Annotated in this window: 22 protein-coding genes; 15 read left to right on the forward strand and 7 right to left on the reverse strand. The window is 53.6% G+C overall.

Features of this window, described 5'->3' with window-relative positions; all coding sequences use genetic code 11:
* The 5 genes from EGT74_RS15185 to EGT74_RS15205 form a co-directional block, all read right to left on the reverse strand.
* Window positions 1-261, reverse strand: a complete 261-nt coding sequence (locus EGT74_RS15185; protein ID WP_123847434.1) for a hypothetical protein — start codon at window positions 259-261, stop codon at window positions 1-3.
* 196 nt (window positions 262-457) lie between these two features.
* Window positions 458-775 (reverse strand): macro domain-containing protein, encoded by a 318-nt coding sequence (locus EGT74_RS15190; protein WP_123847435.1) that lies wholly within the window; start codon window positions 773-775, stop codon window positions 458-460.
* Between the two features lie 280 nt (window positions 776-1,055).
* Complete coding sequence (locus EGT74_RS15195; protein WP_123847436.1) at window positions 1,056-1,469, reverse strand: hypothetical protein; 414 nt, start codon at window positions 1,467-1,469, stop codon at window positions 1,056-1,058.
* Between the two features lie 309 nt (window positions 1,470-1,778).
* On the reverse strand, window positions 1,779-2,237 hold the full coding sequence (locus EGT74_RS15200; protein WP_123847437.1) for a hypothetical protein: 459 nt from the start codon (window positions 2,235-2,237) through the stop codon (window positions 1,779-1,781).
* Between the two features lie 13 nt (window positions 2,238-2,250).
* A complete protein-coding gene (locus EGT74_RS15205; RefSeq protein WP_220392884.1) occupies window positions 2,251-6,555 on the reverse strand; it encodes a DUF6443 domain-containing protein in 4,305 nt (1,434 codons plus the stop codon).
* 642 nt (window positions 6,556-7,197) lie between these two features.
* Here EGT74_RS15205 and EGT74_RS15210 point away from each other — a divergent pair.
* On the forward strand, window positions 7,198-8,643 hold the full coding sequence (locus EGT74_RS15210; protein WP_123847438.1) for a capsule assembly Wzi family protein: 1,446 nt from the start codon (window positions 7,198-7,200) through the stop codon (window positions 8,641-8,643).
* Here EGT74_RS15210 and EGT74_RS15215 read toward each other — a convergent pair.
* Window positions 8,635-9,000: a response regulator gene (locus EGT74_RS15215; protein ID WP_123847439.1), complete on the reverse strand. Its 366-nt coding sequence runs from the start codon at window positions 8,998-9,000 to the stop codon at window positions 8,635-8,637. The two genes, EGT74_RS15210 and EGT74_RS15215, sit on opposite strands and share 9 nt — an antisense overlap.
* On the reverse strand, window positions 8,993-10,018 hold the full coding sequence (locus EGT74_RS15220; protein ID WP_123847440.1) for a sensor histidine kinase: 1,026 nt from the start codon (window positions 10,016-10,018) through the stop codon (window positions 8,993-8,995). Before EGT74_RS15220 ends, EGT74_RS15215 begins: the two co-directional genes overlap by 8 nt.
* A gap of 366 nt (window positions 10,019-10,384) precedes the next feature.
* Here EGT74_RS15220 and EGT74_RS15225 point away from each other — a divergent pair, with 366 nt between their 5' ends.
* The 14 genes from EGT74_RS15225 (at window position 10,385) to EGT74_RS15290 (ending at window position 26,000) form a co-directional block, all read left to right on the forward strand.
* Window positions 10,385-11,017 (forward strand): response regulator transcription factor, encoded by a 633-nt coding sequence (locus tag EGT74_RS15225; protein ID WP_123847441.1) that lies wholly within the window; start codon window positions 10,385-10,387, stop codon window positions 11,015-11,017.
* Between the two features lie 407 nt (window positions 11,018-11,424).
* Entirely contained in the window at window positions 11,425-12,258 is an 834-nt protein-coding gene (locus tag EGT74_RS15230) for a polysaccharide biosynthesis/export family protein (RefSeq protein WP_123847442.1), read from the forward strand.
* A gap of 10 nt (window positions 12,259-12,268) precedes the next feature.
* Window positions 12,269-14,641 carry a GumC family protein gene (locus EGT74_RS15235; protein WP_123847443.1) on the forward strand — a complete coding sequence of 791 codons (2,373 nt, stop codon included), beginning with the start codon at window positions 12,269-12,271 and terminating at the stop codon, window positions 14,639-14,641.
* Between the two features lie 147 nt (window positions 14,642-14,788).
* Entirely contained in the window at window positions 14,789-15,298 is a 510-nt protein-coding gene (locus EGT74_RS15240; RefSeq protein ID WP_123847444.1) for a UpxY family transcription antiterminator, read from the forward strand.
* 25 nt (window positions 15,299-15,323) lie between these two features.
* Window positions 15,324-16,346: a mannose-1-phosphate guanylyltransferase gene (locus EGT74_RS15245; RefSeq protein ID WP_123847445.1), complete on the forward strand. Its 1,023-nt coding sequence runs from the start codon at window positions 15,324-15,326 to the stop codon at window positions 16,344-16,346.
* Window positions 16,347-16,366: 20 nt separating this feature from the next.
* Entirely contained in the window at window positions 16,367-17,314 is a 948-nt protein-coding gene (gene fcl, locus EGT74_RS15250; RefSeq protein WP_123847446.1) for a GDP-L-fucose synthase, read from the forward strand.
* A 129-nt stretch (window positions 17,315-17,443) separates the two neighbouring features.
* Complete coding sequence (gene gmd, locus EGT74_RS15255) at window positions 17,444-18,541, forward strand: GDP-mannose 4,6-dehydratase (protein WP_123847447.1); 1,098 nt, start codon at window positions 17,444-17,446, stop codon at window positions 18,539-18,541.
* Window position 18,542: 1 nt separating this feature from the next.
* The gene (locus tag EGT74_RS15260) at window positions 18,543-20,096 is read left to right on the forward strand and encodes an MATE family efflux transporter (RefSeq protein ID WP_123847448.1); all 1,554 of its coding nucleotides are present in this window, start codon (window positions 18,543-18,545) and stop codon (window positions 20,094-20,096) included.
* A gap of 13 nt (window positions 20,097-20,109) precedes the next feature.
* Window positions 20,110-21,279, forward strand: coding sequence for a glycosyltransferase (locus EGT74_RS15265; RefSeq protein WP_123847449.1), 1,170 nt, complete (start codon window positions 20,110-20,112; stop codon window positions 21,277-21,279).
* Window positions 21,276-22,517 carry an O-antigen ligase family protein gene (locus EGT74_RS15270; protein WP_123847450.1) on the forward strand — a complete coding sequence of 414 codons (1,242 nt, stop codon included), beginning with the start codon at window positions 21,276-21,278 and terminating at the stop codon, window positions 22,515-22,517. Before EGT74_RS15265 ends, EGT74_RS15270 begins: the two co-directional genes overlap by 4 nt.
* 1 nt (window position 22,518) lies before the next feature.
* Entirely contained in the window at window positions 22,519-23,154 is a 636-nt protein-coding gene (locus EGT74_RS27265) for an acyltransferase (protein ID WP_220392885.1), read from the forward strand.
* Between the two features lie 4 nt (window positions 23,155-23,158).
* Entirely contained in the window at window positions 23,159-23,944 is a 786-nt protein-coding gene (locus tag EGT74_RS15280) for a glycosyltransferase family 2 protein (protein WP_123847451.1), read from the forward strand.
* Window position 23,945: 1 nt separating this feature from the next.
* Window positions 23,946-25,097 (forward strand): XrtY-associated glycosyltransferase XYAG1, encoded by a 1,152-nt coding sequence (locus EGT74_RS15285; RefSeq protein WP_123847452.1) that lies wholly within the window; start codon window positions 23,946-23,948, stop codon window positions 25,095-25,097.
* Between the two features lie 3 nt (window positions 25,098-25,100).
* The gene (locus tag EGT74_RS15290; RefSeq protein ID WP_123847453.1) at window positions 25,101-26,000 is read left to right on the forward strand and encodes a glycosyltransferase family 2 protein; all 900 of its coding nucleotides are present in this window, start codon (window positions 25,101-25,103) and stop codon (window positions 25,998-26,000) included.

The raw sequence follows: 26,000 nt of genomic DNA on the forward strand, positions 1-26,000 counted from the left end.
TTATTTAAGGGTGTTGCCCGACTGACATTCAATGTGCGCCCCATGATAGCTTAGCTCAAGCGGGATAACGATATCGCGGCAGGCACCATTAAAAGGAGGCACTTTGATTTGCGGCACTCCGGAATACAGGCTAACCGGAACATTCCCGTATTTACTTAATGCGGCGGCATCCGGAGAAGAGAGAATCAAGGTTTCTGTTTGTTGGGCCATTGATTGAATTGCAATCAGCACAAACGGGATAAAACTGAATATCTTTTTCATTTTGGTATGGGCTATCGTTGCCTAATAATGTTAAACAAAAAAAGTGATCATCAATCATGAGCTCTGTTCCGACGAAATACGCGTTATTCGCCAGTCATTTAGCTTAAATAACTTTGAAGGACAAGCCGTCATTTTCTTTATTTCCTTACTTCCATAATTCCGAAGACTTCTCAAGCACTATGGCCCAAAGACTTGATTAGCCAAAGACATTAATGCTTGTTTCCTTTATATCTCTCCAATCTGACCTACCTAATCCGGCATTAATTTTCAGCACCCCTATTTCAATAATACCTAGGCCATTAGCAATCTCAAGCATTGTATAAGAGCCCTTATTTATTGCTAATAAAGTAGCTTTTGAGCGCCAAGACTCTTGTATTCCTAAATTAATCGAGTACCATCCCTTGCCCATAACCCCAGCACAATTACAACCATGTGCATACGATAAAAGTCCGGGATAATTAAACATATCCCCCCCCTCGGTAAAAAACTGACATTTTACTTTAGTTTCTTTCATCCCATACTTGATAAAATCCCTCAGCTGTAATTCTATCTGGGCAAATCTAAATCAAGCTAATCAAGGGGCTCTATGCGGCCTTTATTCTACGGAAACTTATATATTTTTTTTCTCTTTCGGATTGCTTCTATCAATTTCGTGATCTCCTTCTTTAATTTACTATCTACCGCCTCTAATTTATTCTGCAAGAAAACAATATCCTCCTCGTTAGCGTACTTTTTATATAGATCAAACATCCAATTCATCGGATACTTCTCAAAGATCAATTGCAGAAATTCCATCAACTCATGCGATGTTTTAAAGCCACCTTTTTTTCCAGGCCAGGAATAAGCCCTATTCGTTCTAAAGCATAGGGCTTATTAAGGAGTTGATCTCTGAGCCAATCGGAAATATCATTTGTTTTCGCGTATGATAACACGATAGCCATCCCACCCTTAATAGAAAAATTAAACTCCGGTCTCTCGATTAGATCAATTAAAAGGGTTGAGTCAAAAGGTTCTCCCGCAGCAATCAAGGACCGTACTAACTGATCTCCCGCTCCCAAATGGTCTGCATAAACGGACGGAAGCCATTTCAAAATAATTGCAACCGCTTCAGACGAGATTATCTTTTGCTTGAACATTTCGTTTATGTCACGGTACTTGTAACCAATGACCTCAAGCTCTTTTAACATAGCTTTTTCTGATCCTCCCATGTCAAATACTATTTACTTCCTGGAATTGTCTTTCTTCGTACTTCTCCTGTGTTAATTTTATCCTGCCGCATCCCAAGTCCTCCTACTAATTTGCCCCAATACAATTTCAGCGTCTTCCATACTTACAAATAGCGCTATTTTTAATCTCGCCTCTCTATGCCGGCCAACCTTAACCGCAACCAGGCACGAACTTTTAAAAGAACTCAATTTATGTATAGTCTCAGTCAGCTCGCGATCATACTAGTCTGAATTATCGTCATTAAAGTATCATTTGTCTAAAAAAGTAATGATTGATCCTGCCGGAGTAAGCTACCTTTGTTTATACTTAATTTTCGGGCCGTCACCTATGGTAAGGTTAATTGTTTGAAATAATTCAGCTATATTTTTCTGATAATAGTTGGCGATTTCAATTTTTTTAATGTCGTTATTAAGTTGAATGACCAGGTGTTTACGATCTCCATCCTCAATTAAATCATTAATATACCTATCATTCAATTTACCAAGATCAAGCTTGCCCAAAAAAAGCTGAATTCGCTCCTTTTCGCTGTCTTCTAAGCCCCTTCCAACCAGCCGTTTATCTGACTCTCCTTTTAAGCCCGAAATCAGTGTTATCACCAAACTATCGTTATCGATGTGATATTTGGTTGTTTGGGCCAGTGAATAATCCCTATCCCAGATATCTATTGTATATCGCAATTCTTTCATCCTGTCATTTTTCACACTGCCACAACTGGCTAAGCATAATACTATAAAACAAAGAAATTTCATCTTCTATTCTTTTTTATGGCAATCTTCTTGCCGGCAAATGATGTTCCGCACGTAGTCTGTTTTCCTCCCTTCTTGTATTTAGTTCCTCCTGTCTTAGTACAGTACCACTACCATCCGGGTCTACGCTATTTGACTGACGGGTACTTCTTTCTCCCCGAACCATATGCCTGGCATGCAGCAACTCATGCCCTAACCCTATTTTAGTTGGTCTATTTCTACTTCCATTTACATCAACGCCTCCAGCAGTTCTGTCTGGATTAAATTCAACCGTCACATCTGAACCCCTACCTCTGCTGCCGTCTTGGCGCAAATTGGCTTCCGCGCTCGACGGAGCAGCACTATTTCCATCAGAAGTTTCAACAATCGTTGTGACACGATCAGAATTTATTAGTTCAATAACCGTCGCTGTTCCTACAGGTTTTGGCGCTGGAGACGGTCGAGCTTCAACACTATTTGTCATTTCAACGACACCTGTCAATGCAACAGTGAATGGTTGTTGAACAGATCTTGCTTCTACAACTGTCCCATTGGAAAGCATGGCAAGCTTTACATTAGATAAGCTTTGTAAATCGTTAAACGCTTTCCTCTGGAATTCAGCACTTCCTCTTATAATTATGTCATCTGGCCCCATGCCATCCGGGTCTATAAACCGGATCGGATTGTCAAACACATAATTGTAAGGTGAGTGCCTGCGCATCTTTTCTGATAACGGATCAATCACATGCCACCGCCCAATCTGCTGATCATACATCCTCGCCACGTAATCATACCATTCCAGCCCACTGTTGTCTCCGAACTCCCCATTCTGCAATTCCTTCCCGTTATACCCGTACTTATTCTGCTCCAGCTTATTCATGGCCTTGGTCGACAACCCCGCCATCGTCAACCCAAACGGATAATAATGCGTCTCCTCCAGCACCGGCCCCGGGTTATTCAGCACGGTCAAATTATCAAAGAACACATCCTGCGGCGTCTCATTACTGGTATACACATACAGGAACCCGCCGCTCTTCATCACCATCTTATCCTGCGCCAGCGTCTGCAACTGGTCGGGCTCCGCTTTCACCTGCTTCACCCCGCTATTTTCCTCTACTAAGTTAAACTTATCGTCAAACAGCGCAAAATTCAGGTAGGCTTTCGGGCGGTTGGCCTGCGCCGGGTCGACCGGTTCTTTTTCCTTCATTCGCTGATAGCCGTCGTTGATGAACTGGTCGTTAAACGGGGTGCGGCCGGCGCCTTCCGTGGCCATCTCCTTCTGGCTGCTGCCCGGCTGGCCGCTGCCGAAGGCACGGATAAGGGAGGCGGCCATGTCGGCGGCGGGTATCAGCGATTTATCCTGTTTACCGCCGATGGATTTGTAAAATGCTTTGGCCCCGATGGAGATCGTGTCACCCGCCATCACCTTTAGCACCAGTGAAGGGCCTATCCTTTTGTCAGGGTGCTGGCCGTTGAGTTTGGCTACCTGCTTGTTTTCCGAACCGGCGGTAGCATCCTGCGGATAACCGGCTGGTTTGACGCTCCGGCTCGATTCGATGTTGCTGAACAGCGCATTCTCCGTAGCCGAGCGCTCCGGTTCCATGCTCGCCAGGTACAGCTGCTGCTCGGTGCCTTCCGTCAGCACCATCCGCACGTTGCCCAGGTGGTCTTTGACAAAGTAATCCACTGTGTATTGCACCGGCTGGCCGCTCTGTGCAGCATTCACCCGGAAGCGGCCTTCTTCATGGCCGATGAACTGCATCGTGTCGTTCTGGTAAACAGTGCTGCCGATGTAGTCGGTACGGGTGGTTTTGACCGTAGCGCCCGTTTGATCGGTCACCGTTTTGCGGTGTTTGGTGCCCCCGGCGTCGTACACATACCGTATCGTGCCCTTCCCGGGAATCGTAATTTCATTTGGAAGGTTCAGGTGGTTGTACGTGATACCTGTGATGCCTTTGTTGTCGTCTTTGGTCAGGTTGCCGTTAACGTCGTACAGGTAGTCGTTGACGCCCCCCACGGTAACTTCCTTGAAGTCCCCCAAAACGGAACCGGTGCTGTTCACGTCATCCTTCACCCCTTTCAGCTTGTTGCCGATGCCGAGGTATTCATACCGCAAATCATCCATCGGCCCGGTGCCGCCGGCCTGCTGCATCCGCAGGATGTTGCCGTTGGCATCGTAAGCCTCGCTGGCCTGGGTGCCGTTGCCCATTGTCACATTGTATAGTGCCTGGGCATTGGTGGCCCAGTTATACGACGTGCCGGAGCCTTGGGTGAACTCCGCCTTCAGCAAGCGGTTGGCCGCATCGTAGCCGTAGCCGTAGGCATGTTTGTAGGTGGCATTGTTGGTACCGCGCCAGCGGATGCCGGCGATGTTGCCGTTATACTGCGGGCTGTCGAAGCCATTGTCGTAGTTCAGCTCCTGCCCGAAAAAGTTGGCAGTGGCAGTGCCGTTGGCATAGGGTTTATTAATCCCCCGCAGCCAGCCACGGATGTTGTATTCGTAATCGAGCGTTTCCAGAACTTCCGGAGACGAGCCTGATGTTCTTTTGAAGGCCTTCTGTTTCAGCTGGCCCAGGGCATCGTACTCATTGGTGGCGATGTCCACATGCGGCCGGTTGTTCAGCCTTTTACGCACCAGCACCACCCGTCCGCCATGGTCGTACTGCATCATCGTCTGCACGGTGGTGGTGGGCGTTTGCGTGCTGCGGGGATTGCGGTGCACCAGTTTGGTGGACACCACCCGGTTGGTGAAGTCGTAGAGCGAGGTCATCACGTCCACACCGTCAGACGCATTGTCGGTCAGCACCTGCCGTACCCGGCCTTTGTCGTCGTAGTAAGTAGTGGTGGTCAGCCATTGGTTGCTGCCGTCGAGCAGCTTCACCTTACCGCCCGTCACCATGCCTTTCACCTGCAAACTGATGGGCAAGGCGTCCAGGTAAAGCCCCGCATGGCTGATGGATTCCACCGTCAGGTCTTCGGCGTTTCTTTTGCCGGCAAACTCATAGTTGTCGTAGTAGGTATAGGTCAGCGGTTCCAGCTGCGCGGTGTTCAGGCCGGGCAGCGGGTTGTTGGCCGTTGTGGTTTCGGTATACAGCGTGCCGTTAGGGTCGATGAAGGCATCGGTATTGCCCCCGCCCGTGTCGAAGCCGTCGGTAAATTCGATCGTCTCGCCTGCTTTGTATTCCGCGCGGCCGTCGTGGCTGTTGACCGTCAGCTTCATCGGCGGTTTGATCACATAGCTGACCGGTACGGCGCCCGAAGGCACCTTTAAGGCGTCCTGTAACTGGGAAGGTGTTTCCGAACTCGTATAGAGGCCCGTCATGATGGGGCGGTTCAGTTCATCGTAGAGCGTCACCAGCCACTTCCCCTGGCCTCGCAGGTTGCCGTCGCGGGTAAACACCAGCCGGTCGCGGGCATCATATACCATGTCCACCGCGGCGGCGCCCGGTACCTGTTTGACGATCATCCGCTTGCGCCCGTCGTACTCGTAGCGGAAACAAAGCTCATTACGCAGCTCGTCATCCGCCAGTGACCAGCCCCGGCCAGGCAGTAGCTCCACGGCTTTGGGGGGTATCACAAACCGGAGGTTGTTCAGATCGTCGTAAATATAGTAGGTGCACAGCCAGCCCGTATGGTCGTTACCCGGCGTGGCAGCAATCTGTACTTTCTTCAGCACCACCTGCCCTTCCTTATCCTTGTATTCCACCACGCTGTTGCCTGCCTCATCGGTGGTGACATTTTTAAAGAGCTGACCATCGCCGTAAATCGCGGACGTCACCGGGATGCCGTTAGCCGGAACATCCCAGATACGAACAGCGTCCGCACTGGTATTCACCAGGTATTGCTGCGCCACGGGTTTATTACCGCCCCGCTCCACGGTGGACAAATCCTCCTTCGCCCAGCTGTTGCCCGGCGCGTAAGCACGCAGTAGGCGGTTCAGGGGCGAGGCTTCATAATCCGTCTTCGAATAAAACACGGATTCCCCCACTGTGCCGGGGTTCAGGGTACCGTTTTCATAAAACGCCTTTTGTGTATTGAAAGGATCGGTTTTAAAATTGCCCGTCCCGCTCCCCTGATCGGCGTATGGGAGATACTTCAGCACCTCCCGCCCGAAAGCATCATAGATCACCGGCGCCACCAAATCCTTCTGCCCCGGGGCCATGCCCCGCTGTACCGTTTGTATCGGCCGGCCCAATCCGTCGACGTACTGGGTAGCCTGCCGGATATCAACAGGAGAGCTTCCGGAGGCTGAAACGGCGGCCGGATCGGTCAACGGTTTGTTGGGCTCCCAGGTACGGACATAATTGATCACCGGGTTGGTGTACGCTCCGGGAACAGCCACAGGTACCGCCGTCCGGACACTCTCATCTTTAGGCTTATTTTGCGCGAATGCGCCAACGGAAAAAAACAGAAAGGGCAAAACAAATAACCGGTGCTTCATAATAGCTGAATTCATTGGTATGGGTGATTCTGCTTAAATATATTGCAGGTATGCTACTAGAAAAATCGAACAGCCCTGCAATTCAGTATAGGTTAACTATGGGCGTCAGCCGGGGAACAATCACACAAACAACAAATCAATTCAGCTGCCGGTAGTTACAACTCGCTCAAATTTAAAACAAAATATTTAAATGAAAAGAAATTCTAATACCCTCTAACAGGTAACCCCCCAAACAAAAAGCCTCCCGGCATTACACCGGAAGGCTTCAGACGCGTCCGCGTCACAGTTTTCTTATATGGAACAGCCCGGTTAGGCGATACTAACCGAAGGCTTCCATGAATATCCTGTAGATTGCATGAATACCTCCTTTTTTTTGATGAAGATTAAATCTACACCATTTCACCTTAAAGAAAATGTTAAAATTCAGGGAGCAAAACAACCGTACGGCGCCATACCGGTTTCAGTAGCTTTTAATGGCGCCAGGGGCCGATAAATACTCATTTAAGTATTCTCCCCCTGGCCCCCAGCCAGTAATTTGCACGTATGTTGAAACACCTGCTCATAACCATATCCATCGCAGGGACCTGTATGCCCGTTTTTGCCCAGCAAGGCGGCTTCGCGGATTCCCTGCAGCTGCAGGCCGGCACCATGGGTACCATTGCCACTAAAGACTATCTGCCGCTATGGCTCGTTTCCAAACGGTTCGGCACCATCAGCGACCGCCGCTCCGATTTGTCCACCTACCTGCGCCTGCGCAATACACACCGCTTCGGGCAGCAGGAAGACTTCTACCTGCGTTACGGCGCCAGCCTCTACAATAACAATCACTTCAAAGACGTGTTTTTTGAAGAAGCCTTCGTAAAGGCAGGCTACCGCAAATGGGAAATCAGGGCGGGCCGCTACGAAGAACTGACCGGCGATATGGACCACGAACTATCCTCCGGCTCCTGGGGCATTAGCGGCAACGCGCTGCCCATTCCCAAAGTGGGCATCGCGCTGACGGAGTATGCGGACGTGCCTTTCACCAACGGCTGGCTGCAGGTGAAAGGCCAGTTCAGTCACGGGTGGATGGGCAACCGGCAGTTCATTAAAGACGCCTATCTCCACGAAAAAACATTTTACCTCCGCATCGGTAAAGAGCGGCTGCGTGTGTACGGCGGCATCCAGCACTTCGCGGTATGGGGCGGCAACCGGCCCGACCTGCCGAAGATCAAAAACTCGTTTGCCGATTACTGGAACATCGTGATCGGCAAGGAAGGCGACGACGGCACGGTGAACAGCGACGAAATAGCGCCCAACCGCCCCGGCGACCACCGCGGCGTGGTGGAAGGCGGCATCAGCTGGGAAAACGACAAACTCCGCCTGTTACTGTATAATCAATCGATGTTCGAAACGGGACAGAACATTTCCCTCAAAAACACCGACCGCCTGCTGGGCATCGGTTACGCCAACAAAAACCCCGACGGTATCCTCAACAAACTCACGCTGGAATTCATCAACACGAAAAAGATGAACAGCTGGCATCCGCTGAACCAGCGCGAAAGTTATTACAACAACGGGGTGTACCTCACCGGCTGGGAGTACCACGACCGCATAGTGGGTACACCGCTGTTCATCAACCGCCAGCGCGGGCAGCATTATTTCAGCGATATGAAACCGTTCGACTGGAACCAGCACCGCGACTCCACCGTAAACCGCGGCTGGAACATCATCAACAACCGCGTCACCGGCCTGCATGTGGGCGGGCTGTACACCATCGGCCAGGCGCTGAAAGCGAAAACGCTGATCACCTACACGAAGAATCACGGGAATTATAACGATAAAAATTTCTCCGAAGCGCTCACCCAATGGTACACATTACAGGAAGTACAATGGCTGACGCCGGTAAAAGGTTTTACGGTCAAAGGCGGGCTGGCGTTTGACTGGGGCAACCTGGGCAACAACACCGGCTTTATGCTCGGCGCACAATGGAGCCTGGGCTCAGAGTAATATTTTGCGGATGGTGGCGTGCAGGTTCCTGAACAGAAAAGGTTTGGTCACGTACCCTGCCGCGCCGTTCTTCATGGCCCTGTTCACTTCGTCGATGCCCGTTTTCGCGGTGAGCATGAGCACCGGGATGTTGCGCAACAGCTGGTCTTTCCGGAAAATATCCAGCAGTTCGTAGCCGTTCATCACCGGCATGTAAATGTCGCTGATCACCAGCTGCGGAAGGCTCTGGCGTGCCTGGCGCACACCGTCTTCCCCGTTCTCGGCCAGCAGCACATTGTATTCGTGCAGCTCCAGCAGTGTTTTCAAAGTGTCCGACAAACTGGTCTTATCTTCGATCAGGAGTATGGTGTTATTCATGTTTGTATCTGAATGTGATGGTGAATGTTGTTCCTTTGTTTTCTTCGCTGCTCACTGCTATTTCCCCCTGGTTCATTTCCACGAACGTTTTGACGATGGCCAGCCCGAGGCCCGTTCCTTCAATACCGTCCACGTTGCTGCCGCGGAAGAAGGAATTGAACAAATGCGGGATGTCTCTGGCCGGTATGCCGATGCCGTAATCGAATACTTTGATCACACATTTGTGCTTGTGGTACCGGAGTTTGATAGCAGGGTTTTTCTTAACGGAATATTTAAAGGCATTACCAATCAGGTTGGTCAGAATCTTCGACAGTTGGTCCTTGTCCAGCAAGACTTTCCGTGGTTCTCCCGAAATGTCCACCTCCAGCGATCTTTCATCTTTTCTTTCGGAAAAATACTGGTATTTCAGGTACTCGATCACCTTGCGGACATCTACAGGCTTTCTGTCGACTTCATAATTATTCGATACGATTTTGCTCAGCGTCAGGATCTCATCGAGCATCGTGTTGAGGTTGAAAACCTCGTGCGATATTTTCCCGATGTTGCGCGTGTAGAACTCATCCATTCTCCCCTCGCGCTGCAGGCGCGCCTCCAGCAGGTCTACCGCCGAAGCAATAGCCGTCAGCGGCGTTCTGAACTCGTGGGAGGTCATGGAAATAAAGTTGGCTTTCATCTCCTGCAAAGACCGTTCCTTTTCCAGGTGCAGGAGTTTCAGCTTCAGTTTCTGTTCTTTTTCGATGGGCTGCCCGATGGCCAGCAGATAGGCTTTCCGGTTAATGTGTATCCGGCTCGATTTAAAATCGATGTGCTGTTTACGGCCGTTGGCTACTGCCGTAAGGATGAACGAATCGTTCAGGGGAGTTGCCGCTAACGGGTTACCGGTGAGCTGATCGCCCAGTTGTGCGATCGCTGCGTCGTTGGCTTTTTCTACTATCATCGCCGAGGGGTTAATGATCAATACGGGCGACTTGATGCCATTGAGCAAATGGTTCACCTTGATATAGTGCATTGGCTTCATGCTTGTCTTAATGGTTTTCCTCAGGTTTTACAGGTCTCTTCTTGCGATAAGGTCGCCTGATCTGATATGGTTCCGGGTTTTCACGGTGTATAATGGATAAGTAAGATAGCAATTGTATTCCGCACTTTAACAGGAAACTTGAATTTTTATTGTAGATTGTGGATAAAATGAGATATAATTCTACAACTAATATGTTTTTCTCATATTACTTACTCAAGTAAGTAAAACAGCAGTAGCCCCGGTTTCGTTACTTATCAATTAAATTAAACAGCTGTTAGAGCTTTTGAAAAAAATTGGAATTAAATTTGATATACATGCAGCCTTGGACCATATCGCTATGACAACTGTATTAACGTCACCCGTAATATGATATCGATCGGAATTATTGAGGATAACCATTTCCAGCTGAATAATTACAAGGAGTTTCTAGAAGATTTCCAGGAATGCAAAGTCGTTTTTGCATGCCGTTCCATGGAAGAATTCAAGACATTGCCATACAAAGATCCGGATGTAAAAGCCATATTACTCGACATCTCGCTGCCGGGCGAATCCGGTATCAGCGGCATGGATGAACTCAAGCGCGTGTACCCGGAAGCGAAGATCATCATCCTTTCCGGGCACGACGGCAAACAGTATGTGATTGAATCCATCATGAAAGGCGCCAGCGGCTATATCATCAAAACCAGCCGCCTGATGGAAATCTATCATTCCATCATCGACGCCATCAACCAGGGCGGCACTTTATCTCCCCGCGCCGCTCACCTCCTCATCGATCATGTAAGCAAAGACCCGCTCGAAAGCGTGAAAGACAAACTCACCAAACGCGAGTACGAATTGCTGCACCTCCTCAAAGACGGACACACCTACAAGGAAATGGCCGAAAAGCTGTTCGTGACCGTATTCACCGTTAACCAGCACCTGAAAAAAATTTACCAGAAACTGAATGTCACTTCCAAGTCGGAGCTGATCTCGAAAATCTGGTCGAACAACCTTTACTGACTGCCATTGTATCACGTATCCGGCAGGGTGACGCATGTAATACAAAAGCCGGAGAAAACATCCGTGATGCTGCGATATGGTTGATCCGTGTCATACCGTTGTACTGGCTGCATGCCGTGCATGCACATGCAATGTTGTGGAACGATGAAACCTTGTACCCATAAGCATTCCGCCCGGAAACAAATACCCTGTTCCCGCATAAAAAAGCAGCTCCGCAGCGATAAAAAATGCATCGCGTAACATTGCGTTAACATGCCACACTGATCCACTACTTTAATGAGTAGGTACATTTCATCACGCGGCCCGATTTATACTCTTGTGAGTAGTTCCATAAAGATGCGTGTAGTTTAATATTGCATTGTAATTCTTATGATTCTTCATAGGGCTTTATCATCAAATACGATTAGATGTCATTGAACCGAAAACCATTCTTTAGAAGACAAACCTTTTTACTGGCCGTGTGCGGTTGCCTGTTCGCCTCATGTGTCAATACCAAAAAAGCCGCCTACTTTAACAACCTGAACGACACAACGCTGGCGTCCGTGAAAGTGGACTTTGAGCCCGTCATCCAAAAGAACGACATGTTGCAGATCAATGTGACCGCGGCCAACCCGACAGAGGCCGCCCTGTTCAACCTGCCCAACACGTATTCTGCCGGCGGCATGCCCACGGGCAACAATTCCGCGCAGGTCGTAACGGCAGGCGCCGCCAACCCGGCAGCGGGTTTCCTGGTGAACCAGCAGGGCAATATCCAGTACCCCGTACTGGGGCAGCTGAAAGCGGCCGGCCTGACGAAAAAGGCCCTCACGGACACGATCACCAACCAGCTGCTCAACCGCAAACTGCTGGTAGACCCCGTGGTGAGCATCCGCTTCCTCAATTACAGGGTAACGGTATTGGGCGAAGTGGCGCATCCCGCCGTCGTGAACGTCAGCAGTGAAAAAATATCCGTGCTCGAAGCATTGGGCATGGCGGGCGATATCACCATCTACGGTAAAAAAGAGAACGTGCTGCTCATCAGGGAAGAAGACGGCGTGCGCACCACCCGGCGGCTGAATCTGAACGACAAGGCCAGCCTCAGCTCCCCCTACTTCTACCTGAAGCCGAACGATATCGTATACGTGGAGCCCACCAAATCGAAAGTGGCCACCACCAGTAAAGCCAACACCGTGGTTCCGATCGTGCTGAGCGCACTGAGCCTGGTGGTGATTCTGGTAGACAGGCTGGTTGTGAACAATTAAAGGTTAAGACATGAACAACGTACACATTTCCCGTCCCAACGGGCAGCAACCGAACGCGCAGAAGCGTACGCAATCGCAGGATCAAACAGACCTGCTGGCGCTGATCAGGTATCGTTATCTGTCGCACTGGCCTTTATTTGTGCTCATCACCATCCTGGCCGTAGCCGGCGCGTTCGTGTACCTGCGGTATGCAACGCCCACCTACAAGGTGTCCGCTACCCTGCTCGTCAAGGAAGAGTCCAAAAAAATCGGCGAATCCGACCTGCTGTCGACCCTCGACCTGTTCGGTTCCGACAAGAATATCGAGAACGAAATGCAAATCCTCAGCTCCCGTACCCTCGCGGAGTCTGTCGCCAAAAACCTGCACCTCTACGGCGAAATATACCAGAAGGGCCAGGTGAGGGATTTGCTGGCATACGACTATGCCCCGCTGGAGTTCGTGTTTCTCCAGCCGGAAAAGATAAAGAGAGGCTATCCCGAGAAGGTGCCGATGGTGTATGACTCCACGCACCGCCGGGTGTTCCTGTACAACAAGGCTTATCCCCTGTTCGATACCGTGGCCACCCCATGGGGCAAGATGGTGATCAAACCCCGGACCGGTATAGCCGTTCCGCATATGCCCTGTTACCTGCAGATCACCGACGCACAGCAAACGGCGCAAACGCTGCTGAGCCGCCTGCAGGTATCGCCCGTGTCGAAAATGGCCACGGTCATTAAACTGGACTATGCCGACGTGGCGCCCTCCCGTGGCGAAGCTATCCTCAACGAACTGATACGCGTGTACAACGATGCGGCCATCGAGGACAAGAACCGCGTGGCCGCCAGCACCATGAGTTTCGTGGAAGAGCGCCTGCGCATCGTGACCAGGGAACTGAACCAGGTGGAGAAAGAAGTGGAACGTTTCAAAACGGCCGAAGGCATCGTGGATATCAGCGAACAGAGCAAACTGTTCCTCGAAAGCGTACAGGAAAACGATTCCAAGATGAGCGAGGCGAATATGCAGCTGTCCGTGCTGGAATCCATCGAGAACTACGTGACCGGCAAACACAGCAGCGAGAACATCGTGCCCGCTACCCTGGGCCTGACGGACCCGGTGCTGCTGGAACTGGTGAGCAAGCTCTACGAGGCCGATATGGAGCGCGAGAAGCTGGCCAAAACCACGGCGGAGAACAGCCCTGTTCTACAGGCGCTCGACCGCCAGATCGCCAAACTGCGCCCGAGCATCCTGGAGAACATCAAAAGCCTCCGCAGCAACCTCACGGCCGGTAAAAACCGGCTGGAAAGCGCCAACGGCCGCTTTATGGGCATGCTCCGCACCGTGCCCGGCAAGGAACGCGCTTTGCTGGAAGTAAGCCGCCAGCAGATCATCAAGAACGAAATTTACACTTTCCTGCTGCAGAAGCGGGAAGAAACGGCGCTGGCCTATGCCGCCGCCATATCGGACAGCCGCGTGGTAGACCCGGCCCAGAGCGCCGCCGTGCCTTTCAGCCCGCGCCGCCTCACCGTGATCGCCATCGCCATTGCCCTCGGCATTGCGTTCGTGGCTGCCCTGATCACCCTCAAAGACATCATGAACCGCGAAATAGCAGAGAAATCGGACATCGAGAAAGCGACCGATGCGCCGGTAGTGGCAGAGATCATGTTTGATGACAATAAGGAGTCCGTAGTGATCGCCGACGGCAAACGAAGCATGGTGGCAGAACAGTTCCGGTCGCTGCGGACCTCCCTGTCGTACATCGGCCTCAACGGCGACAATAAAACGCTCCTCGTCACCTCCTCCATTTCCGGGGAAGGCAAGAGTTTCATTTCCATCAACCTGGCCATCAGCCTTTCGCTGATACGTAAAAAAGTGGTATTGCTGGAGTTCGACCTCCGCAAGCCCATGATCAGCAAGATGCTGCATGTGGCCCGCGAACCGGGCATCACCAATTACCTCGTGGGCGGTACATCCCTGTCGGACATGCTCCGCCCCGTGCCCGGGAACGACCACCTGTTCATCCTGCCGGCCGGCGTGATTCCGCCGAACCCGACGGAGCTGATCCTGAACGGCCGCCTCGACGGGATGCTGGCCAAGCTGAAAACCATGTTCGATTATGTGATCATCGATACCGCGCCTGTGGGCCTGGTGACGGATGCACGCCTGCTCGCGCCGATGACCGACGCCTGCCTGTATGTGGTTCGCCAGGACGTAACGCCGAGGCTGCACCTGAAAATGATCGACGAGCTGTACCGCAACCGGGAAGTAGGCAAGCTGAACCTCGTGTTCAACGGCGTGAAACCCCGCGGTGTGGCGGCACATTCCTATGGCTACGGTTATGGGTATGTGGAAGAAAACAAAAACGGAAAAAGCAAGAGGTTCATCAAGAACATCTTCAACATCTAACATAACTATTGGAAAACCTGAAAACCATAGCCTGTGCCAACTCACTTTTTGTGACTGAGAGGGCGAAGCTGTGCCGATTTACCCCTTCCTGACTGCCGGTATTTATTCCACATTATGAAAACCCGTTAACCGTAAAATTAAAACCGTATGCAACAGGAATCACATGCTTGGTATGCCGTGTATACCAAATCCAGATGGGAGAAAAAAGTAGCGGCCACCCTGGAACGCAGGCAGATCGAATGTTACTGCCCGCTCAACCAGGTAAGCCGCCAGTGGAGCGACCGCCGCAAGGTGGTGTACGAACCGCTGTTCACTTCCTACGTATTCGTGCGTGTTCCCGAGAGTAAAAAACAGCTGGTGCGTGAAGTGGAAGGCATCGTCAATTTTGTGTACTGGCTGGGCAAGCCCGCCATGATACCCGACCATGAGATCGAGCTGATACAGCGCTTCCTCCGTCACTACAGGGAAGTATCGCTCGAAAAGTTCCCGCTGCGCCATAACGACCTGGTGGAGATCACCGCCGGGCCCCTGATGCATCAGCGCGGCCGCATTATAGAGCTGGGCAAAAACAGGGTGAAAGCCGTGCTCAACAGCCTCGGCTATGCCATGCTCGCCACCGTCAATGCAGACGAAGTAATGATGGTCACCGCATCCTGATTTCTAAACATAACCGATTTACCGAATGTATCATATCCTGCTATGCGGCGGGGCGGGCACCCGCTTGTGGCCCCTCTCGAACCGCCAGACGCCCAAACAGCTGCTGCCCCTCTTCGAAGGTAAAAGCCTGTTACAGATCACCTACCTGCGCAACACATTTGCCTGCACGGATGTTATGGCCATTGTGAACGAACAGCAGGCCTCCGTCATACAAACACAACTGGACGAAGCGGGTGCCGACTCTCCCACCCTGCTTGCCGAGCCTGTAGGTCGTAACACCGCTGCAGCCATTGCCCTGGCGGCGTTCGTCAGCGACCCCAACGAAATACTGCTCATCACGCCGGCCGACCACCTGATCGGCACGCCGGATATCTACGCACAAACCATCGAAACGGCGCACCGGCTGGCCAGCGAGAATTACCTCGTCACCATCGGCCTGCAGCCCACCTACCCGGAAACGGGATACGGTTACATCCAGTACCGCGATCAGCACGATGTGGTGCGTTTCGTGGAAAAACCCGATCACACCAACGCCGTGAAAATGATGGAAAGCGGCGGCTACCTCTGGAACAGCGGCATCTTCTGCTGCCGCGCCGCCGTGGTGCTCGACGAGCTGAAACAATACGCCCCCGCCATCTACGATGCCGCCGCGCTCGCCGCCAACGAATGGCTGCGCACCGGCGTGCTCAGCATGGAAAGCATGGAGCAAATCCCGGCAGACAGTATCGACTATGCCGTGATGGAAAAAAGCGACCGCGTGAAAGTGGTGCCCACCCGCATGCAGTGGAGCGATGTGGGCAGCTACGAAGCCCTCACCGAAGCCCTCATGCAGCATTACCAGTACCAGAACCAGCAGGCCGTGTTCATCAACAGCGACCCGCAGACCAGCATGGTGATCGGCAAGGAGAAACTGGTGGCCCTGGTGGGCGTGGAAAACATGGTGGTGGTAGATACCCCCGGCGCCCTGCTCGTGATGCAGAAAGGCAAAGGCCAGGAAATCAAACAACTGCACCAGTGGGTGAAAGAAAACCGCCCCGAACTGCTTTAATCCTCCGCAAAACACAGCATATGAAACTCACCGATAAAATTTACATCGCCGGCCACCGTGGAATGGTGGGCGGCGCCATTAAACGGAAACTGATCTCCCTGGGGTATCAGAACCTCCTGCTGCGCACCTCCGCGGAGCTGGACCTCCGCAACCAGCAGGCCGTCAACGAATTTTTCGCGGCGGAAAAACCCGACTACGTATTCCTCGCCGCCGCCAAAGTAGGCGGCATCCATGCCAACAATACGTACCGGGCCGATTTCCTGTACGACAACCTGGTGATTGCCGCCAACATCATTCATGCCGCCTATGTGAACCAGGTAACGAAACTGATGTTCCTCGGCAGCTCCTGCATTTACCCGCGCATGGCGCCGCAGCCCATCACGGAAAGCAGCCTGCTCACCGGTCCCCTCGAGGCCACCAACGAACCGTACGCCATCGCCAAAATCGCGGGCATCAAGCTCTGCGAAGCGTACCGCCAGCAGTACGGCTGCAACTTCATCAGCGTGATGCCGACCAACCTGTACGGCATCGGCGACAATTACCATCCCGAGAACTCGCATGTGCTGCCCGCGCTCATCCGCCGCTTCCACGAAGCGCGCACCAACCGGCAACCATCCGTGACCGTGTGGGGCACCGGCACGCCCAAACGCGAGTTCCTCTTCGCCGACGACCTCGCCGACGCCTGCGTGTACCTCATGCATCACTACGACGGCGAAGAACTGGTGAACATCGGCACCGGCGAAGACCTGAGCATCCGCGAGCTGGCGGAAACCGTGAAAGAGGTGGTGAACTATGAAGGCGATATCATTTTCGACAGCAGCAAACCGGACGGCACGCCCCGCAAACTGATGGACGTGTCCAAACTGCACGCCCTGGGCTGGCAGCACAGCATGGACCTGCGCACCGGCATTCACATGGCGTACAGCGACTTTGTGAAAAAACAGTTTTCCATGATCAACGCGATATAACCGGGCAACCCGGATAACCTTGAAACCTTTGAAGCCGAAGCGCTTCACCCGACACTAAAGACACAGCAACATGAAACGTAGCATGCAATGCGGCGTTCCATTTGACCACTTAAAAAACAAACATAACAAATGAAAGTAGCTTTAATTACCGGCGTAAACGGACAGGACGGAGCCTACCTGGCAGAACTGCTGCTGGAGAAAGGATACATGGTATACGGCGTAAAACGCCGCGCCTCCCTCATCAACACGGAAAGGATCGATCACCTGTACCAGGACCCGCATTCCGAAGACGTGCGTTTCCGCCTCCTGTACGGCGACATGACGGACAGCACCAACCTTATCCGCATCATCCAGGAAACGCAGCCCGACGAAATCTACAACCTCGCCGCCATGAGCCATGTGCGCGTGAGCTTCGATACGCCCGAGTACACCGCCAATGCGGACGGCATCGGCACTCTCCGCATCCTGGAAGCCCTGCGCATCCTGAAACTGGAGCAGAAAACCCGCGTGTACCAGGCCAGCACGTCCGAACTGTACGGGCTGGTGCAGGAAGTGCCCCAGCGCGAAACCACGCCGTTTTATCCCCGCAGCCCTTATGCGGTGGCCAAATTATACGCTTACTGGATTACCGTGAACTACCGCGAGGCGTACAACATGTTCGCCTGCAACGGCATCCTCTTCAACCACGAAAGCCCGCTGCGCGGTGAAACCTTCGTGACCCGCAAGATCACCCGCGCCGCCGCGGCCATCGTGCTGGGCCTGCAGGACAAACTGTTCCTCGGCAACCTCGACGCGCAGCGCGACTGGGGCCACGCCAAGGACTATGTGGAAGCCATGTGGCGCATCCTGCAACAGGATACGCCGGACGATTATGTGATCGCCACCGGCATCACCACCCGCGTGCGCGACTTTGTGAGAATGGCCTTCGACGAACTGGGCGTGGAACTTGAATTCACCGGCGAGGGCGTGAACGAAACCGCCGTGGTAGCCGCCTGCCGCAACAAGGAATACATCCTGCCCGTGGGCAAGGAAGTGGTGGCGGTAGACCCGCGGTATTTCCGCCCCACCGAGGTGGAACTGCTCATCGGAGACCCCACCAAGTCCAAAACCAAACTGGGCTGGGAACCGAAGTACGACCTGGCGGAGCTCGTGAAAGAAATGGTGGCGGCCGATGTGGAGCTGTTCCGCAAAAAAGACGTGGCACAATTAGAACACCTTATCGGATAATATGCAGGCAGCCAATAAAGTAGTGATCAATACAGGTTTTCTGTACGGCAAGATGCTGGTGACGATGTTTATCGCATTGTACGCCACGAGGCTTGTATTGAACGGACTGGGCGCCGAGGATTACGGGATATTTAACCTGGTAGCGGGGATTGTGGCCATGCTGTCTTTCCTCAATAGTTCCATGACCCTGTCTACCCAGCGTTATATGTCCTTTTTCCTCGGCTCAGGCGATCTGCTGCAATTAAAAAAAGCTTTTAACTCCGGCATCTGGCTGCACCTCTTCATCAGCGTACTCGTGGTCGGATTGCTGGAGTTATCAGGTATCTATTTGTTCGGCCATGTGCTGAACATTCCCGCGGAGCGCCTGCCCGCGGCGAAGATCATTTTTCACTGCATGACGGCCAGCGCCTTTTTCACGATCGTGTCCGTTCCGTACGACGCGCTCATCAACACCCGGGAGAACATGCTGCTGGTAGCCGTCACGGGCATCGTGGAGGCCGTGCTCAAGCTCGCGCTGGCCATCGGCCTCAGTTACATGAGCGGCGACAAACTGGTGTATTACGGCGCAGGCCTCGCCCTGCTGATGGTGATGATGCTCGTGTTCAAGATGCTGTACTGCGCCGCGCGTTATTCCGAGAGCAGCATCAACACCCGGTATTACGACGGCAAACTCCTCCGGGAGATGCTGGCTTATTCCGGCTGGGCGATGGTGGGCGCTTCCGGGGTGATCGCCAAAACGCAGGGCATCGCCGTGATCCTGAACGTATTTTTCGGGGCGGTGATCAATGCCGCGTTCGCCATCGCCAACCAGGTGAGCGCACAGCTCAGCTATTTCGCCGTAACCATGCTGCAGGCCCTGAACCCGCAGCTGGTGAAAAGCGAAGGCGGCGGCAACCGCGCGCGGATGCAGATGCTGAGCCTGATGGCCTGCAAATTTTCGTTTTTCCTGCTGGCTTTTTTCGCCATACCGGCGATGATTGAAATGCCTTACATCTTACAGCTCTGGCTCAAAAACACGCCGGAGCATACCGTTGCTTTTTGCCGGCTGATTGTTGCCGCTTCACTGGTGTACCAACTGTCTGCCGGCCTCCAGATGGCCGTGCAGGCGGTTGGCCGCATCGGCACGTTCCAGACGGTGCTGTGCGCCCTGCTGCTGCTCAACATTCCCGGCGCGTGGCTGCTGCTGCAGGCCGGTATGCCGCCCGCTTCCGTACTGGTGCTGAGTGTAGCGATAGAATGCCTCATCGGCCTGTACCGCCTGCTGGCGGCCCATCAGCTGACGGGCATCGCGGCCGGCAGTTTTATGAAAAACGTGGTATGGCAGTCGCTGCTGCCCGTAACGCTGGCCACGGCCATCTCACTAATCCCCTATTTCACCATGGAAGAAGGGTTTCTCCGTTTACTGGCTACCGGCGCAGTGTCTGTTGTGTCCGTTTCGCTGCTGGTGCGCGGAATGGGACTTACGCCTTACGAACAGCAAAAACTCGGGGAAATGGCCGGCAAGGCCCTCGCCCGGATAAACCGCAAACGGCCGGAATGGAAAACCCAGCCATAAAGAACATGTGAACATGAATATTTTATTCTTTACCCATATCTCTCCCTTCCCGCAAAACGGCGGCGAAAAAATCCGGAGCGCCTACCTGCTCAAGGCACTGGCGGGCCTCGGCCACCGGGTGTTCGCCATTATCGGCAACGAGGAAGATGAAAACCTGTCGGAATACCTCATTCCCGGTGTGGAATTTTATACCCACCACGAAAAACCGCTCAGCCTGGCCGACCGGCTCACCGGCAATTTTTATTTCCGCCAGAACCCGGCCGTGCTGAAACTGTTCCGCGACATCTGCGGCAGTCATCATATCGACGTGGCCGTGCTCGATTACGGTTTCATCGGCCAGTACATTCCCTGGTTCAGCGCCATGCGCATTCCCGTGGTGCTGGGCTCCCACAACTCGCAGGCCCTGCACACCCTGCAGAAACCCGCCGCCGGCCTCGTACAGAAGCTGCGCCGCTCCCAGCTCGTGAACCTCGAAAAAACGCACGAACGGCGGTATTTCCCGCAGGCCGCCGCGGTGATGGTGGTGAGCGAGCCCGACCGGCAATACCATGCGGAGTTTGTGGCCCCCGAAAAGATATTCACCATCCCCAACTTCCTCGACGAGCAGGAATATACGCTCCGGGAAGAACGGGTGCCGAACCTGCTGGTGATGACCGCCAATTTTTCCATGTACATGAACCACGAAGGCCTGAAGTGGCTGGTGGAACAGGTATGGAACGACGAACTGGCCGGCCGTTTCGAGCTGTGGCTGGTGGGCCGCCACTCCCGCGAGTCGCTGCAGCAGATCACCGGGGCGGAGCACTATAAAAACATTAAAGCGATCGGGAAAGTGCAGCATATCAAACCCTACATTTCTATGGCCAGCGGCGTGCTGATCCCGCTGCTGCACGGCAGCGGCACCCGGCTCAAGTGCCTGGAGGCCATGGCCCTGCGCACCCCCGTGATCGCCACGGCCAAAGGCGTGGAAGGCGTGCTCAGCGACCACTTCATTGTGGCCAATACCCCCGCGGCGTTCCGCCATGCCCTGCTCACCTTCAACGGTAAAGGGCAGCTGGGGCAGCTGCTGCACGACGATTTCATGAAAGAATACAGCGCCGGCGTAAACGCGGAGCGGCTGGAGCACATCCTCCGCTACGCGCTGCAGCAGGCGCCGGTTGTCACTCCTCAATTGGTAACGGAATGAATATCAAAAAAGCAGGCGTCGTTCTATATACCATGCTGAGCACCATCAAGGTGAACCTCATCGGGCAGCTTTGGCTGAACGAGCTGCTGGTATTGGCATCGGCGCCCTTCGCGTTCAAACCGGACGACCTGAAGGCCTACCCCTACCTGAAAAAGATACTGGCGGCGCTGGTAGTGCTGCTGCTCTTCCAGGTGGTGACCGACCTGCTGATCGTCCACAACTCACCGCAGAACTACCTCCGAGGATGGGCCGGCACCATCATCGCCATGCTGTCATTCATCGTGCTGTTCAAAATGCTGAACGAAACGCAGGCCATCCTGCTGTTCCTGTTCATGACCATGATCAAGAACATCATTTATACGGACGATATCGTGGATTCGGACATGAGCTTCTTCAAGTTCAAGATCGTACCCATCATCACCATGGCGCTGTACCTGGTGCTGTATTACCTCTATAAAAAAGGGGAAACCAAACTGATGATGATGGTGCTCATCGGCTGCAGCCTCCTCTGTTTCGCGTTCGACAGCCGCTCCACTGGGGTGATCTTCTTCCTGGGGGCTACCATCATCCACTTCATGAACAACCGGGTGCAGATCTCGCGCCAGAAGATCATCGTGTTTGCCGTACTGGCCGCCATCATCTTCCAGGTGGGATATATGTTTTACGTAAAATCCGTACTGAACCATGAAATAGGCGGCGAGCACTCCCATACGCAGATATCCAGGCTGGCCAATCCATACAATCCGCTGGAGCTGCTCATGACGGGCCGCGCCGAAACCTTCGCCGCCGGCACCGCCATCATGGACCAGCCCCTGTTCGGGCACGGTTCATGGGCGCAGGACAAAACCCTGAAGTATTACATGATACTCCTCATGTACCACGACGAGGACATGAACTTCCAGGCTGCCAAAGAAACCGAGCACCTCGTACCCAGCCACTCCGTGCTGCTGGGCGCCTGGGTCAACTGGGGCCTGGGCGGTTTCATCGCCGTGCTCTACCTCTTCCTCGTATTGATGAAGATGGGCTTCTACATCATCCGCAACGGCCAGGAGCTTGCGCTCTACCCCGTGCTGGTGCTGATGACCATCGGGCTCATCTGGATATTCCTGTTTTCACCCTTTCAGCAGCTGCGCCTGTATATCCCGGGCATCAGCGCCATCCTCCTCAACTCCTATTACGGCCTCGTGGCCGAAACGGCGGAAGAGGAAGATGAGCACTATGAACTACAAATGCAATAAAATGGTACCAGATCACCTGTTTGAAGAAAAGACAGACGCCCAGACGGGCCGTGTAAAAATGTACCGGGACAATCCCCTGTACTTCCTGAAGCGCTCCAACATTTCGCTGTACAAATCATTTCTGCTGTACCTCTACTACAGCATCGCCAACTGGCTGCCCGACCCGCCGAGGCCGATCGGCAGCCTGGCCATAAGTTTCCGTACCTGGCTGGCCTCCCGGATTTTCCAGAGCGCCGGCAAACACATCAAGATCGGCCGCAACGTCCACTTCGGCAGCGGTAAAAACGTGGTGATCGGCAACTACACCGGCATCAACCACAACTGCTGGATCGGCAACGACACCATCATCGGGGACGATGTGATGTTCGGGCCGGAAGTGACCATCCTGTCCGGCGGGCACAATTTCGACCGTACGGACATTCCCATGCGCGAGCAGGGCGCCACGCCACGCAAACCGGTGGTGATCGGCAACGACGTGTGGATAGGCACCCGCGTGATCATCCTTCCCGGCGTGCGCATCGGCGCGCATTCCATCCTCGCCGCCGGCGCGGTGGTGACCAAAGACGTGCCCGAATACGCCATCGTGGCGGGTAACCCCGCCGTGATCAAAAAATACAGAACCATCACCAGCAGATAACGATATGTCAAAACTTGTTTCAATCGTCATTCCCGTATACAACGGCCAGGAATTCATCCGTGAAACGCTGGAGAGCATTTTCGGGCAGACCTATCAGCACTTCGAGATCATCGTGGCCGACGGCGCGTCGACAGACCATACGCTGGCCATCGTGAACGAATACCGCGGGCTCATCGACGTGGTCTTCTCCGAAAAGGACGAAGGCATGTACGACGCGCTGCGCAAAGGCTTCGACCGGGCAACGGGCGACATTCTCTGTTACATCAACGCGGACGACCGGCTGCTGCCCTACGCGCTGGAGAAAGTAGTGGAGCAGTTCGAAAATAAACAGTGCGACCTCGTGTTCGGCGACGTCAACTACATCTCCGAAACGGGCGGCATCATTTTCCGGTACAAAGGCATCAACCTGCCCCACGGCGCCATCCGCAAACTGCGGCGGGTGCCGTTCGCGCAGCAAAGTTCTTTCTGGACGAGGGAAGTGTACGACCGTACGGGCGGTTTCGACAAAACACTCAAATACGTGGCGGACTCGAAATTCCTGCTGTCCGTTTGCCTCGACCCTTCCGTGCGCAAGGCCTACGTACCGCTGCCCCTCGGCGAATACCGCCTCCACGGCAGCTCGTTTTCCGTGTCAATGACAGAAAAGATGCGAATGGAACATTTCCGGATGATCGACGAGCTGCAGCTGCACGAACGGTCGGTGGGCACCTTTTTTATCGAACTGTTCACCAAACTCAAAAACCTGAAAGGGATCTATCAAAAGCTTACTTACAAAGGCCATAAGTTCTGACATGAATATTCTTTTTATAGTGCCGTCTTACAAACCGGCATATGTATACGGCGGGCCGGTGGTGTGCATCGCGAAGCTGGCCGAAAGGCTGGTGCAGCTGGGGCATTCCGTGACCGTCTACACCACCACCGCCAACGGCAAATCGGAGCTGGACGTGCCGCTGGAAAAACCCGTGATGATGAACGGGGTGAAGATCCTGTACTTCAAACGCATCACCGGCGACCATACCCACGTATCGCCCCGGCTCTGGAAAGCTACCTGGCGAACGGTGCGGCAATACGACGCCGTACACATGCACTCGTGGTGGAACCTGCTCATCATGGGCGCGTCCCTGATGTGCACCCTGCGCGGGGTGAAACCCGTACTCAGCCCCCACGGCATGCTCTGCGACTACGTGTTCGACAGCAGGAACCAGCTGAAGAAAAAAATACTGCACAATACCGTGGGCAAATTCCTGCTGAGCAAAACCCACCTGCACGTGAGCTCTCATATGGAATGGGACGAATGCCTGCGGGTGAACAGCGGCTGGAACGGCGCCATGATCTATAACCTGGTGGACCTGCCCGGCGAAGGCTATCCCAAAAGCCAGAACCAGGAATTCACCATCAGTTTCCTCTCGCGCATCGACCCCAAAAAGGGCCTCGACATCCTGCTGGCCGCGCTGGCGAAGGTCGATTTCCCTTTCCGCCTGCAGGTGGCGGGCTCGGGCGAAGAGAGCTACGTGGAGCAGATGAAACAAAAGGCCGGTGCGCTGGGGCTGACTGAAAAAGTGGACTGGGTGGGCTGGAAGAACAACGAAGAAAAATTCTCCTTCCTCGCCGGCTCCGACCTCTTCGCCCTCACCTCCCACAACGAAAATTTCGCCATCGTGGTGATCGAAAGCCTGGCGGTAGGTACGCCGGTGCTGGTGAGCGAGCACGTAGGCCTTTCGCGGTATGTGAACGACAACCGGCTGGGCTGGGTGACCGGCATCGGAAGCATCGACGAAGTAAAAAACAAACTCAACGCGGCGCATGCGGACTGGGAAGAAAGGAACCGCATCCACCAGTCGGCCGCCGCCATTATCCGCAACGACTTTAACGAAACCACCCTGGCCAACGGCTACCTGGGCATGTACCAGCACCTGCAGGCCAGCCGCGCCCAAAGCAATTAAGCCATGAAAATCTCAGTGATCATACTGACCTATAACGAATCCAAACACCTGGCCCGCTGCCTCGAAAGCATGCGGCAGGTGGCGGAAGAAATCTACGTCATCGACGCCTTTTCAACAGACGATACGCTGGAGATCGCCGCGCGGTACAATGCGAAAGTCCACCAGCGGAAATGGATCAACTACGCCGACCAGTTCCAGTGGGCGCTCGACAACTGCGACATCCGCACGCCCTGGGTGATGCGCATGGACGCCGACGAATACCTTGAACCGGCGCTGGTCAAAGAGATCAACAGCATCGAAATACCCGCCAAAGTAACCGGCATCTATATCCGCCGCAAGGTGCTGTTCAAGGAAAAATGGATCCGCTACGGCGGTTTCTACCCGCACACCCTGCTCCGCATCTGGCGCAACGCCGCCGGCAGCATCGAGCAGCGGTGGATGGACGAACATGTAGTGATTTCCGGCGGTGAAACAATGCAGCTCAAAGAGCACATCGTGGACCACAACCTCAATTCCATCCACTGGTGGGTGAACAAACATAACAACTACGCCATCCGCGAAATGGTGGACCTGCTTAATATCAAGTACCGCTTCCTGGAGGAGGACAAACGCCTGCTCGGCTCCGAAAGCTCGCAGGCCCGGCGGAAACGGTTCCTGAAAGAAAAGGTGTATTCCGCCCTTTCCCCCGGCGCGCGCGCCTCCCTCTATTTCTGTTTCCGCTATTTCCTGCGGTTCGGCTTTATGGACGGGTACCGCGGTTTTGTTTTCCACTTCATGCAGGGGTACTGGTACCGCCTGCTGGTGGACGTGAACCTGAAGGAGTTTGAAGACAAGCTCCAGGGAGACACCAGCCGCGAAAGGCTGATCGAATTATTAAGAAAAGATTACAACATCGCCATCTGA

This window comes from Chitinophaga lutea (genome assembly GCF_003813775.1).
Classification (GTDB): Bacteria; Bacteroidota; Bacteroidia; order Chitinophagales; family Chitinophagaceae; genus Chitinophaga; species Chitinophaga lutea.